This is a genomic window from Ruegeria sp. CF1, assembly GCF_056537445.1.
Map to the genome: position 1 here is coordinate 108,986 of NZ_JBQFRN010000011.1, position 12,988 is coordinate 121,973.

Annotated in this window: 14 protein-coding genes and 1 tRNA gene; 13 read left to right on the forward strand and 2 right to left on the reverse strand. The window is 57.4% G+C overall.

The window, feature by feature from the left end; genetic code table 11:
* Positions 1–10: 10 nt before the first annotated feature.
* Positions 11–85 (reverse strand) — tRNA-Thr (locus tag ACRZ96_RS17350).
* 83 nt (positions 86–168) lie between these two features.
* Between ACRZ96_RS17350 and ACRZ96_RS17355 the strand changes: the two genes are divergently transcribed.
* From ACRZ96_RS17355 to ACRZ96_RS17400, 10 genes are all read left to right on the forward strand, one after another.
* Complete coding sequence (locus ACRZ96_RS17355; protein WP_170425679.1) at positions 169–324, forward strand: hypothetical protein; 156 nt, start codon at positions 169–171, stop codon at positions 322–324.
* 6 nt (positions 325–330) lie between these two features.
* Entirely contained in the window at positions 331–1,599 is a 1,269-nt protein-coding gene (murA, locus tag ACRZ96_RS17360; RefSeq protein WP_480814879.1) for a UDP-N-acetylglucosamine 1-carboxyvinyltransferase, read from the forward strand.
* A complete protein-coding gene (locus tag ACRZ96_RS17365; RefSeq protein ID WP_480814880.1) occupies positions 1,596–2,072 on the forward strand; it encodes a DUF2948 family protein in 477 nt (158 codons plus the stop codon). The genes murA and ACRZ96_RS17365 overlap by 4 nt, the downstream gene beginning before the upstream one ends.
* The gene (locus tag ACRZ96_RS17370; RefSeq protein ID WP_480796004.1) at positions 2,069–2,590 is read left to right on the forward strand and encodes a GNAT family N-acetyltransferase; all 522 of its coding nucleotides are present in this window, start codon (positions 2,069–2,071) and stop codon (positions 2,588–2,590) included. Before ACRZ96_RS17365 ends, ACRZ96_RS17370 begins: the two co-directional genes overlap by 4 nt.
* Before the next feature lie 60 nt (positions 2,591–2,650).
* Positions 2,651–3,952, forward strand: a complete 1,302-nt coding sequence (gene hisD / locus ACRZ96_RS17375; RefSeq protein ID WP_480814881.1) for a histidinol dehydrogenase — start codon at positions 2,651–2,653, stop codon at positions 3,950–3,952.
* A 98-nt stretch (positions 3,953–4,050) separates the two neighbouring features.
* Positions 4,051–4,530: a UPF0262 family protein gene (locus ACRZ96_RS17380; protein ID WP_170398457.1), complete on the forward strand. Its 480-nt coding sequence runs from the start codon at positions 4,051–4,053 to the stop codon at positions 4,528–4,530.
* Between the two features lie 3 nt (positions 4,531–4,533).
* Positions 4,534–4,986 carry an arsenate-mycothiol transferase ArsC gene (locus tag ACRZ96_RS17385; RefSeq protein ID WP_170398460.1) on the forward strand — a complete coding sequence of 151 codons (453 nt, stop codon included), beginning with the start codon at positions 4,534–4,536 and terminating at the stop codon, positions 4,984–4,986.
* 2 nt (positions 4,987–4,988) lie between these two features.
* Entirely contained in the window at positions 4,989–5,387 is a 399-nt protein-coding gene (locus tag ACRZ96_RS17390; protein ID WP_480707409.1) for a ketosteroid isomerase-related protein, read from the forward strand.
* The gene (locus ACRZ96_RS17395) at positions 5,380–5,973 is read left to right on the forward strand and encodes a GNAT family N-acetyltransferase (RefSeq protein WP_170648417.1); all 594 of its coding nucleotides are present in this window, start codon (positions 5,380–5,382) and stop codon (positions 5,971–5,973) included. Before ACRZ96_RS17390 ends, ACRZ96_RS17395 begins: the two co-directional genes overlap by 8 nt.
* A 144-nt stretch (positions 5,974–6,117) precedes the next feature.
* Positions 6,118–6,879, forward strand: a complete 762-nt coding sequence (locus ACRZ96_RS17400) for a hypothetical protein (protein ID WP_170513804.1) — start codon at positions 6,118–6,120, stop codon at positions 6,877–6,879.
* A gap of 56 nt (positions 6,880–6,935) precedes the next feature.
* On the opposite strand, the gene ACRZ96_RS17405 is transcribed toward ACRZ96_RS17400, so the two are convergent.
* Positions 6,936–7,709 carry a FadR/GntR family transcriptional regulator gene (locus ACRZ96_RS17405; RefSeq protein ID WP_480707408.1) on the reverse strand — a complete coding sequence of 258 codons (774 nt, stop codon included), beginning with the start codon at positions 7,707–7,709 and terminating at the stop codon, positions 6,936–6,938.
* A 330-nt stretch (positions 7,710–8,039) separates the two neighbouring features.
* Here ACRZ96_RS17405 and ACRZ96_RS17410 point away from each other — a divergent pair, with 330 nt between their 5' ends.
* From ACRZ96_RS17410 to dld, 3 genes are all read left to right on the forward strand, one after another.
* Positions 8,040–9,092: a TRAP transporter substrate-binding protein gene (locus ACRZ96_RS17410; protein WP_170398473.1), complete on the forward strand. Its 1,053-nt coding sequence runs from the start codon at positions 8,040–8,042 to the stop codon at positions 9,090–9,092.
* 128 nt (positions 9,093–9,220) lie between these two features.
* Positions 9,221–11,287: a TRAP transporter large permease subunit gene (locus tag ACRZ96_RS17415; RefSeq protein WP_170514610.1), complete on the forward strand. Its 2,067-nt coding sequence runs from the start codon at positions 9,221–9,223 to the stop codon at positions 11,285–11,287.
* Between the two features lie 14 nt (positions 11,288–11,301).
* Positions 11,302–12,984, forward strand: a complete 1,683-nt coding sequence (gene dld / locus ACRZ96_RS17420; protein ID WP_170595211.1) for a D-lactate dehydrogenase — start codon at positions 11,302–11,304, stop codon at positions 12,982–12,984.
* Positions 12,985–12,988 lie beyond the last annotated feature (4 nt).

Consider the following 12,988-nt stretch of genomic DNA (forward strand, 5'->3'; position numbering starts at 1 on the left):
GACGTGAAGATGGTGCTGCTGGAGAGAATTGAACTCTCGACCTCTCCCTTACCAAGGGAGTGCTCTACCTCTGAGCTACAGCAGCGCTGTGGGCGGGTGATTAGACTCAAACGAAACGCGGCGCAAGGGTGTCTGGACGGTTTTTTTCTACTCCTGTAGAGAAAGGCAATGGCAGACAAAAATTCACCTAAAAAACACGGCAAGTCCGGGGAAACGCGCGAAGACCGTCTAAAGGCGGCGCTAAAAGCGAATATGGCGCGGCGCAAGGCTCAGGCCAAGGCGCGAGCCACCTCCGGGGACAAAGCCGGCAAGGACGAGGGATAAGAGCAAATGGATTCGATTCTGGTAACGGGCAATGGCCCGCTGAACGGGCAGATTCCCATTGCGGGGGCCAAGAATGCGTGTCTGACGCTGATGCCCGCGACCTTGCTCAGCGAAGAACCGCTGACGTTGACCAATGCGCCGCGTTTGAGTGACATCAAGACCATGACGGCGCTGCTGCGGTCGCTGGGGGCCGAGGTGTCTTCGCTGCAGGATGGTCAGGTCATTGCGATGTCCAGCCATGACCTGAACAGCCACACGGCGGATTATGACATCGTGCGAAAAATGCGCGCTTCGAACCTGGTGTTGGGGCCGATGCTGGCGCGGCTGGGGCAGGCCGTGGTGTCGCTACCTGGTGGATGTGCCATTGGCGCGCGCCCGATGGATTTGCATGTCGAAGGGCTTGAGGCGCTGGGCGCCGAGATCGAGCTTAAAGATGGCTATCTGCACGCGAAGGCGTCGGGCGGGCTGAAAGGTGCTGTGCATGAGATGCGCTTTGCCTCGGTTGGCGCGACCGAGAACATCGTCATGGCCGCCACGCTGGCCAAGGGCACCACGGTGCTGAAAAACGCCGCGCGCGAGCCCGAGATTGTCGATCTGGTCGAATGCTTGCGCAAGATGGGCGCTCAGATTTCGGGTGAGGGGACCTCGACCATCGAAATTCAGGGTGTCGATCGTCTGCTCGGCGCGACCCATCAGGTGGTGACCGACCGGATTGAGCTGGGCACTTATATGCTGGCCCCGGCGATCTGCGGGGGCGAGGTTGAGCTGCTGGGCGGGCGCATGTCGCTGGTCGAATCCTTCGCCGCCAAGCTGGATGCGGCGGGGATCAGTGTTTCTGAAACCGACAAGGGGCTGAAAGTTTCTCGTAAGAACGGGCGTGTGACCTCGGTCGATGTGGTCACCGAACCCTTCCCCGGCTTCCCGACCGATCTGCAGGCGCAGATGATGGCGCTGATGTGTACTGCCGAAGGTGTGTCCGTTCTTGAAGAGCGCATTTTCGAAAATCGCTTTATGCATGCGCCTGAACTGGTGCGCATGGGCGCGAATATCGAGGTCCATGGCGGCACGGCCACCGTAACCGGGGTCGAACGATTGAAAGGTGCTCCGGTGATGGCGACAGACCTGAGGGCCTCGGTCTCGCTGATCCTTGCCGGAATGGCGGCGGAAGGTGAGACGGTTGTCAGCCGGGTCTATCATCTGGACCGCGGATATGAACATGTGGTGCGCAAGCTGGAAGGCGTGGGCGCAAAGATCGAACGGATTAAGGGTCAATGACAGACGCAAGTTTCAAAGATGGCCGCGAGGCACCGCTGAACCTGGGAGCCGAGGATGCCGATGACCTGCGGGTGATTGCGACCCTGACGCAGGATGCGGTTTTCCCGGTGACCGAGATGAAATGGCAACCCGGCCAGCGCCGCTTTGCGCTGTTGCTCAATCGCTTTCGCTGGGAAGACAAGGATGCCGCTGCCCGGCGCGGTCGCGCCTACGAGCGGGTGCAGGCCGTTTTGATGTTCGGCTCGGTTCTGTCGGTAGCCAGTCAGGGCATCGACCGCAGCGACAAGGACATGATCCTGTCTCTGCTCTCGGTCGAATTCGAGCCAAGCGAGGATGGTGCGGGGCAAATCCTGTTGACCTTGGCAGGCGACGGCGCGATCCGCCTGTCGGTTGAGGCCATCGATGCAACGCTCAAGGATGTGACGCGTCCCTACAAGGCGCCTTCTGGGCAAGCGCCCCATCACCCCGAGTGAAGAATAAACGTGGCATTGCTCAGGCCTTCCCGAATCCGCCACGCGGCATCGCGGTGCGGCGGGCAACCGTGTTTGATGTATTCGACATCAGCCGTGTTCTGATCCGATCGATCCGTGACCTCTGTCGGGCGGATCATCTGGATAATCCCGAAAACCTTTCCCGCTGGTCTGCCAATAAGGATCCGGCTTCGGTCCGAAACTGGATCGATAGTGGAGCAATCCTTTGGGTCGCTACGCAAATGGGAGTGGTTACTGCAGTGGGCGGTCTAAGTGGCGAGGGTGAGATATCTCTGCTCTATGTCGATCCCGATCACGCAGGGCGCGGGCTCGGAGCAGCGCTGCTGCACCGGTTGGAAGAGGAACTGCAAGCACGTGGCGCCTCTGAGGCGCATCTGCACGCGACCAAAACGGCACATTCGTTCTATCTGGCGCACGGCTGGCATGATGTCGGCGACCCGACGGAATGGCACGGCATCCCCCAATTCCCGATGCGCAAATCGCTGCACCCAGCGGCCTAAGGGTTGAGGCCACCCGGCCCGGGCGATAAGACCCGTTGAAACGCTTCCGGAGTCTCTCACATGCCCGCTTTCCTCGATACGACCTCCGCCGATTTCGAACCTGCATTTCAGGCGCTGTTGTCCGCCAAGCGCGAGGACAGCCCCGATGTGGATGCGGTCGTGGCGCAGATCATCGATGATGTGCGGACCCGTGGTGATGCTTCGGTGATCGAACTTACCGCGAAATTCGACCGGCTGGAGCTGACGCCCGAGACCATGGCCTTTTCATCCAATGAGATCGCCGAGGCCGTTGCGCAGGTCACGCGCCAGGACGGGGCCGCGTTGGAACTGGCTGCAGAACGCATTCGTGCATATCACGAAAAGCAGATGCCCGAGGATCATCAGTGGACCGATGAGGCAGGCGCAACACTCGGCTGGCGCTGGTCGGCGGTGTCGGCTGCAGGGCTTTATGTGCCGGGCGGATTGGCGTCCTACCCGTCGTCAGTTCTTATGAACGCAATACCTGCGAAGGTGGCGGGCGTAGACCGGTTGGCCATTGTCGTCCCCACACCTGAGGGTCAGGCAAACCCGCTGGTCCTGCTGGCGGCACAACTGTCGGGCGTGGATGAGATTTATCGCATCGGCGGCGCGCAAGCTGTGGCCGCGCTGGCTTATGGCACCGAAACCATTGCGCCGGTCGATAAGATCACCGGACCGGGCAACGCCTTCGTGGCCGCCGCGAAACGCCGTGTATTCGGCAAGGTCGGCATCGACATGATCGCGGGCCCCTCGGAAATTCTGGTCATTGCAGACAAGGACAACGACCCCGACTGGATCGCGCTGGACCTGCTCAGCCAGGCCGAGCATGACGAAAGCGCCCAATCCATTTTGATCACGGATGACGCAGAATTTGGTCAAGCCGCGACGCAAGCGGTGGAAAAACGTCTTGAGACCCTGCAACGCCGCGCCATCGCCCGGGCCAGCTGGCGCGACTTTGGTGCCGTAATCACTGTGCGCGACCTGGACGAGGCTGCCGCGCTGTCCAACCGCATCGCGCCTGAACATCTGGAACTCTGCGTGGCCGACCCGGTGGCGTTAAGCCAGCAAACGATCCATGCCGGTGCCATTTTCCTTGGCCAGTACACGCCCGAAGCCATTGGCGATTATGTCGGCGGCCCCAATCACGTGCTGCCCACAGCGCGTTCGGCGCGCTTTTCGTCTGGCCTTAGCGTGATGGATTTTCTCAAACGCACAACGCTCAGCCAGATGACACCCGAAGCTTTGCGCGCCATCGGCCCGGCGGCTGAAACGCTCGCGCAATCCGAAAGCCTCGAAGCGCATGGCCTGTCCGTTTCGGCGCGCCTTAACCGGCTGAATGGCTGAAGTGACGCAATGACTTGGCACGCATGGCGCTTCTGTACGTTGCTCAATGAAAATCGTTGTTATAGGTCTGTGCAGACGCAAGGATTGTGACCGTTAAGATGACCCGTATTTCGCATATCGAACTGGACGACCGAAATCTGCCCCCGCCGACACCGGAGATCGAGCAGGAGCGGAAGGTCGCCATATATGATTTGCTTGAAGATAACTCGTTCACGCTGCCAGCGCGCGACGATCGGATGATCCCCGACGGGCCCTACCATGTGCAGCTATCAATCCGTGATAAGCGACTGGTTTTCGATATCGCCACCGAAGCCAGCGAGAAGGCGGCTGAGTTTCATCTGTCGCTTGGTCCATTCCGGCAGGTCGTAAAAGACTATTTTCAGATCTGCGAGAGCTATTTCGATGCGGTGAAAACACTGCCGCCCAGCCAGATCGAAACGATCGATATGGCTCGGCGCGGCATCCACAACGAAGGCAGCCGCGTGTTACAGGAAAGGCTGGAAGGCAAAGCTGAGGTTGATACTGATACTGCCCGCCGCCTCTTTACGCTCATCTGCGTCCTTCATTTTGGAGGCTAACGGGTGACGCCTCTGCCGCAGTCCATTCTGTTCTGTTGCGACCACAATTCGGTTCGGTCACCCATGGCCGAAGGCATCATGAAGAAGTTTTACGGCACCGGCACCTATGTGCAATCCGCTGGTGTGCATAACGATCTTGAGATCGATGGGTTCTGCATCGCAGCCTGTCAGGAGATTGGCGTTGAGCTGTCCCGTCACCGCTCGCGTTCTTTTGACGAAATGGAGCAATGGGGCGATGACCTCAGTTCATTTGATCTGATCGTGGCCCTGTCACCCGCCAGCCAGCGAAAAGCGCTGGAACTGACGCGTTTTTTTCACCTCGATGTCGATTATTGGCCAATTATGGACCCTACCGGACTAGGTGAAACCCGCGAGGACAAGCTACGTCATTATCGACAAACCCGAGATCAGATCATCGCGCATCTGAAAGACCGCTGGGGTGAACCGACGGAGTGACCATGAACCCGATCGTGAAAACTTACTTTGATGCCTTCAATGCCGGTGACGTGGATGGCATGTTGGCCTGCCTGTCGGATGACGTGGCCCATCATGTCAACGAAGGTCAGATTCGCGTCGGCAAAGAGAAATTTGCCGCCTTCTGCGCGCATATGAACCGCTGCTACCGCGAGAACCTGACGGATATCGTGATCTTCGAGGCCGAAGGCGGTACCCGTGCCGCGGCTGAGTTCATCGTCAACGGAACCTATCTGGAAACTGATGAAGGTCTGCCAGAAGCGTATGGTCAGACTTACCGCTTGCCTGCGGGTTCGTTTTTTGACCTTAACGACGGCAAGATCACCCGCGTGACCACGTTCTACAACCTTGCGGACTGGACCAAACAGGTCTCGAATGGCTGAGATTTCGCAGGTCCGCGCAATGACCGGATCGACATTGGTCGACGCGTTGGATGAAGTCGCGCGTCTGCGGATCGACGTATTTCACGCCTGGCCATATCTCTATGATGGCGATCTGAAGTATGAGCGGAAATACCTGCAGTCTTACGTCGATAGCGCCAGGGCCATCGTTGTCGGAGCGTTCGACGGTGATACTTTGGTAGGTGCTTCGACGGGTGCGCCCTTGACGGATCACGCCGACGATTTCGCGGCCGCGTTCGAAGGCTCGGGCCTGTCGCTGGGCGACATCTTCTATTGCGCAGAATCGGTTCTGCTGCCGGAGTATCGCGGACAGGGCGCAGGCCATACGTTCTTTGATCTGCGCGAAGCCCACGCCCATGCGATGGGATTCACCAAAAGCGCCTTCTGCAGTGTAGTACGCCCTGACGACCACCCCATGCGACCAGATCATTACCGCCCGTTGGATGCCTTCTGGCGCGCGCGGGGTTATGCGCCGCTTCCTGGCGTCGTGGCGCAATTCTCGTGGAAGGATCGAGGCGACGATTGCGAAACCCAAAAGCCGCTTCAATTCTGGATTCGGGATTTATAAGCCATCCATGCGCGTCGCGCCGGGTGTTTGAAACGGGTTGTGGCATTGTGAGTTGGCGATGACATGTGCGGCCGAATTTGCCTGAAACACCCTGTGATTGTATAGTTTCACTTATTCAATTGCGTGTTTTCATGGGGAAATTTGATGAAGTCCGTTTTCAATCGCCTGATTCCGGCCTTGGTGCCGCTGACTTTGATCACCGGTTGTGCCTACGAGAACAGGGCCTTTAATGCCGAGCAAACCGTGCTGTCGAATACATCGGGAGACGTTATCCAGCACGCTGTAGGGATCGGGGGTGCGTTTGAAACGGCACCAAAAACATTTCAGTCCACAAGCCTGTTGCTTGAACGCGGTCCTATTCGTACGTCGTATTATGCGCTGCAACTTTCAGATGCCTACAAAAGGCTGGGCGACGAAGCAGCGCGCAATCGGGACCTGACAGCGGCGGCACTGATCACTGTAGCAGGCGGTGCCGCGCTTGGAAGTGCGGCCTCGATCTCAGGGAAAGACCTGGCCTTGGTCTTGGCCGGTGGAGCTTTGATCAATGAAGGCGTTAAATACGTAAACCCTAACAGCGCGGCGCAGGCTTTCTACGTGGCATCCGAGTCAATGGCGTGCGCAAGCGCTGCGATTGCCGCCCATGTACCTGTGGACACTCCACCCGACATTCGTGTGTCTTCTCTGACCCTTTGGTACATTCGAAAAATTGAGGTTTTGCTGCGCGCGGGATTGAAGCGGGACGTACCGGATTGGAACACGTTGCTCAAAAACCTTGGTTTGACGAGGCAGGGAGCCAATGAGGTGGACGCTCTGCGAGCTGGAGACATAAACCTCAGTGCATTGGAAGTAGACTTGGAAAAGTGCCTGAGGCGAGAACCGGTCGAGAAAGGCAAAGCCAAGACTTAGTACGTCGTGCGGGAGACTTTTCCGTAGAACAAAAAAATACGCCTCTGTTTTTGACCTCAATCCGAAAACTGCCGCCGTTTTGCTGCGCGGATCTCGCGAGCTTGTTGTTCTTGTCCTACGCGAAATGAATCCTCGACGAAATCCATATGCGTGCGTGCGGCGGTTTCTGCGCGGTCCGGGTCGCCGTCGATGATGGCCTGCGCGATTGCCTTGTGCTGCTCAAGCAACGCTTCACCCGTGCCGTCCATCGAGCGCAGGAAGCGGCGGTTGTAGAACACGCCTTGGCGCGTGAGGTCATAGATGGATGCCATCATGTGGATAAGGGTCGTGTTTTGGCTCGCATCGACAACGGCGGCGTGCAGTCGAAAATCAGCCTCTTCACTGGCATCCTGATCATCATTCTCCCAGGCTCGCTGCATTTCATCGATGATTTCAGCAATCCGTTCCTTGTCGGATTGTGTAGCGCGCTGTGCGGCGAGGCGGCTGGCAAAGGCCTCTTGCTCGCGCCGGTATTCAAGATAATCGTAGAAAGCACTGCCGTGCCGGGCATAGAGAGACAGAAGGGCGGGCGACATGGCACGACCGGTCAGTGGGGCGATAAAGGTGCCCTCGCCATGTCGCACGGTCACCAAGCCGCGATTTTCGAGGGTTTGGAGTGCTTCGCGCAGCTTGGGGCGTGAAACGCCTAGGGCTTCCGCAAGCTCCCGTTCAGACGGGATTTTGCGACCCTCTTTCAGGATTCCATCAACAATCATTGTCTCGATTTGTGCGACGACCGCATCGGCAATTGATTCGTGACCAACGGGATCAAAGAGGCTGTTCGTGCTCATAATTCCTGTCCGGTAGTTAGATTAAAGATCGTCGAGGTTGTTTATAATATTTACCACTAGCTTCCGGCATTGCAAGAAAAACTACCCAAAAATACGGACGCTCGCCGCGCATATAAGCGTTTGTTTTTATTGAGTGTCGCAAAATTATTCGAAAATTTCGGGTTATGAAAGGTCAATCTTGGTTATGAGCCACACCACCGCGGCGTAGCCAAATTGGTAAATAAAATTGTTGACTAAATTATAAGGTAAACAATATTTACCACTTAAGCCGTGCTCGCGGCGAGAGTGACAGCCAGACCACCGGCTGATCTTTACCTTGGAGGAGAACCCATGAAGACCACCCTGACATCGCTTGCCGTTGCGGCCTCGCTGCTGGCAGCCCCGGTTGCCCACGCGGCGGATAAGATGCTGCTGAAAACCCCAATCGCGTTTTCAACCGCTCTACCGGGCCTCGGCTCGCCGATCCCGCGCGTGGCCGAACAGCTGGACCTGATGTCCGGCGGCACGCTGAAGATGAAGGTTTACGAACCGGGCAAGCTGGTCCCGCCGTTTGAAATTCTGGATGCGGTGTCTTCAGGCAAGATCAATTCGGGCTATACCACCGCCGGCTACTGGGCGGGTAAGATCCCGGCTGCACCGTTGTTCTCGGCCGTTCCGTTTGGCCCTGAGGCGGGTGAATACATGGCGTGGCTGTACTATGGCAACGGCATGAGCTTGTATCAGGAGATGTATGATCAGGCCGGTTTCAACGTCCATGTCATTCCCTGCGCCATTATCGCTCCCGAAACCTCGGGCTGGTTCGCGAATGAGATCAACAGCCCCGAAGACCTGAACGGCCTGAAGATGCGCTTTTTCGGTCTGGGCGGTGAAGTGATGCAGAAGCTGGGTGTGGCGACGTCACTGCTGCCCGGCGGCGAAATCTTCCCGGCACTGGAAAAAGGCGCGATCGACGCGACCGAATTCTCGATGCCTGCCATCGACGCACGCCTCGGTTTCCACAAGTTGGTCAAGTACAACTATTTCCCCGGCTGGCACCAGCAAGCGACGGTGTTTGAACTGATGATCAACAAGGACGTCTGGAACGAAGCCAGCGATCAGCACAAAGCGATCATCGAAAATGCCTGTAAGGCTTCGATGGCTGACAGCTTTGCCGAAGGTGAGGCGATCCAACACGCTGCGCTGCTGGACAACGTTGAAAACAATGGTGTTCAGATCAAGCAGTGGAACGACGAGATGCTGTCGACCTTCCGCGCGACCTGGGAAGAGGTTGCCGCAGAACAGGCCGCCAACGACGAATTCTTTGCCAAGGTTCTGGCCGACATGAACGAATTCCGTGACGGTTATGCGGTCTGGAAAGAGAACGCATTCCTCCCCCGCAAGTAAATTTGCCACTTGCGATTATCCGGGGGCGGCTTCCTTCCGCCGCCCTCGTACAACTCTGATTTTCTTCATTTTCCCAAGCATTCCGGGCGCATTCACGTCCCCACCGCCAAACTCTTGAGGAGGAGACCATGGCCGAGACACAGCGTCATCAGGACGACCCGATTGAAGTCTATGAAAGCATCCTTGAGCATGGGGAGCCCGATCGCCAGAAACTGGCCGTTGCCATCGACAACGGCGTCAAGGCGGTGGGTCATGTGGTCATGTGGGCCAACTTGCTGCTGGTTGCGGCCATCGTTTCGCAAGTGGCGATGCGCTATCTGCTGAACCAGAACTATCCCAAGCTGGATGAGATTCAGTGGCATTTCTATGGGTTGGTGACGATGATCGGCATTTCTTATGCGCTGGTCACCGACAGCCATGTGCGGGTGGACCTGCTGCACATGCAGCTCAGCCAGCGCGCGCGGCGGATTATCGAGATCATCGGAATCTTCACCCTATTGGTGCCGTTCATCTATTTAATGATCGATCAGGGGTATGACTATTTTTACGAAAGCTGGCGCGTCAATGAATCCTCGGACAGCCCTACCGGTCTACCTGCGCGTTGGGCTTTGAAAGGTGTGATCCCGGCCAGTTTTGTATTGCTGGCATTGGCTGCGGCGGCGCGGCTGATCCACGATGTGCACGCCCTGATCGTCAATCTCGACGAGGAACGGCAAGGCAAGGGCCTGCGTCTGATCGTCTGGGCGCTGTTGGGCTTTGCTGTGGTGGCGACCGCGCTGACCTTCCTGGTGGAAACGACTGAGGAAAAACTGGTCATCGCGATGTTCCTGACCTTCATCGCGCTGCTTTTCACCGGCTTCCCGGTGGCATGGACGCTGGCCGGGGTTGGCGTTGCCTATTGCGGTCTGGCCTATCTGTTCGACAATGGCATGATGAACTGGACCGGGCTTGAGGAAACGCTTACCGGTCTGGACTATCTGACGCTGGGCGCGGTGGTGAACCGGGTCTATGCCACCATGTCAAATGCGGTTCTGGTGGCGCTGCCAATGTTCATCTTCATGGGCCTGATGTTGGACGAATCCGGTGTGGCCGAGCGCCTAATGACCTCGATGCAGCGCCTGTTCGGCACAGTGCGCGGCGGGCTGGCGATCACGGTAACGATGATCGGCATCATTCTGGCCGCCTCGACCGGGATCATTGGGGCGTCTGTGGTTCTGTTGGGCGTGCTTTCGCTGCCGTCGATGATGGAGCAGAAATACAGCCCCTCATTGGCCGCCGGTGTGGTCAGCGCTTCAGGCACGCTGGGCATCCTCATCCCGCCGTCGATCATGCTTGTCATCATGGCGGACCAGATGGCGCTATCGGTCGGCGACCTATTTATGGCTGCAGTGTTCCCCGGCGTGATCATTGGCGCGCTCTACCTGACCTATATTTTTGTCATCGCCCTAATCAAACGCGACGTGGCCCCAGTACCCGAAGGCGCAACCCGTCCTGACTGGAACGCAGTCAAGGACGTGCTGATTGCAGTCCTGCCGACGCTGGCCCTTATCCTCGCCGTGCTGGGCTCGATCTTCGCGGGTTTGACCACACCGACCGAAGCCTCGGGCGTGGGCGCGTTGGGAGCCACTCTGCTGGCGCTGGGATATCGCAAGCTGACGCTGGCCAAGCTGGTGAATGTGCTGAAAGCAACGTTCAACACCACCGCCTATATTTTCGCGATCTTCCTTGGTGCGACGGTGTTCTCCTATGTCTTGCGCGAACTGGGCGGCGACGCGCTGATCGAGGATATGATCCACGGTACCGGGCTCGGCCCAAATGGCACTGTCTTCATGATCCTGTTCATCGTCTTCCTGCTGGGCTTCGTGCTGGACTGGATCGAGATCACGCTCATCGTTCTGCCCTTGATGCGCCCCATCGTGAACGGGCTGGGCCTGGATATCGACGGCTTCGGTGTCATCGATGAACCTGCGCTGGTGTGGTTCGTAATCCTTGTGGCGGTGACGTTGCAGACCTCTTTCCTGACACCTCCGGTTGGATTTGCGCTTTTCTATCTGAAAGGGGTCTGCCCGCCCGAGATCAAGCTGACTGACATCTACAAAGGGATTATCCCATTCGTGATCCTGCAGCTGACCGGCCTGTTCTTTGTCTTCTTGTGGCCGCAATTGGCCACGTGGTTGCCCTCGGTCGCGTATTAACGGAGGGTAGCGGGATGAACGATGCCGATCTGATCAAGCGTCTTCAGGCCATTTGTGGGCGGCGGCGCGTTTTGACTTCGTCGCGCAGCACCCGCCGCTTTCGCCGAGGGTTCAGATCGGGTGAAGGGGACGCGCTCGCGGTGGTTCAGCCCGCTACGCTGCTGGAACAATGGCAGGTGCTGCAGGCCTGTGTTGCCGCTGACAAAATTGTCATCATGCAAGCCGCCAATACCGGCCTGACCGAAGGGTCTACGCCCAAGGGTAGCTACGATCGTGATGTAGTGTTGATCAACACGCGGCGGATGGACGATCTGCATCTGATCAATGATGGCAAGCAGGTCATCAGCTTTCCGGGCAGCACACTGTTTGCGCTGGAAAAGCTGCTGGACCCGATTGGCCGCCAGCCGCATTCGGTGATCGGATCTTCGTGCATCGGTGCCTCAGTCGTTGGCGGGGTGTGCAACAACTCGGGCGGTTCGCTGGTCGAGCGCGGCCCCTCCTATACCGAGCTGTCACTGTACGCGCGGATCACTCAGGACGGCGAGCTTGAGTTGGTCAATCATCTAGGCATGCAATTGGGTGATACACCCGAAGAAATCCTGACCCGACTGCAGAACGGTGATTTCTCAGCAACTGATATCGAGACCGACAATCGCAAAGCCTCTGACACCGATTACGCCCGTCGGGTGCGTAATGTAGATGCTGAAACGCCAGCACGCTTTAACGCTGATAAGTCGCGTCTATACGAAGCAGCGGGCTGCGCGGGTAAACTGGCGGTTTTTGCGGTTCGGCTGGATACATATGCCAAGAACGAAGCAGAACGTACTTTCTACGTCGGGGCGCACGACACCGAGGCATTCACGGAATTGCGCCGTCGCATCCTGTCCGACTTCAAAACCCTGCCGGTCAGCGCTGAATACATGCATGAGGAGGTATTCGATATCTCTGACCGCTATGGCAAAGACACCATGGTGATGATTGACAAGTTGGGAACCGACCGTTTGCCCACTTTCTTTGCGCTGAAGGGCGCGGTGGACGCGCGTTTGGAAGGCATACCGGTTCTCGGCAATTTTACCGATCGTTTCATGCAGTTCGCGATGCGACTTTGGCCCGATATCCTGCCGCGCCGGATGCGGGCCTATCGGGATCGGTATCCGCATCACCTGATACTCAAAATGCGCGATGGCGGTATCGATGAAGCGCGCGATCTACTCAATGACATGACTGCCGAAGACAAGCTGGATTTCTTTGAATGCGACCTGCGTGAGGCAAAGATCGCTGGGCTACATCGTTTTGCTGCCGCAGGTGCAGCCATTCGTTATATGAAGGTTCATGCAGCCGAAGTGGAAGATATCATCGCCCTAGATATCGCGCTGCGCCGCAATGACGTCGACTGGTTCGAAGACTTGCCAGTTGAGATCGCGGATCAACTGGTCGGCAAACTCTACTATGGCCACTTCATGTGTCATGTTCTGCATCAGGATTACATCGTCAAGAAAGGCGCAGACCCGAACGCGTTGAAGGCCGCAATGCTAAAGTTGCTGGACAAACGCGGCGCTGAATACCCGGCGGAACATAATGTTGGCCATCTCTATGCAGCCAAACCCGATCTGGCAGCTTTCTACAAGTCGATCGATCCCACGAACAGTATGAACCCTGGAATCGGAAAGATGTCCCGCAACAAGCACTATTCGTGAGATG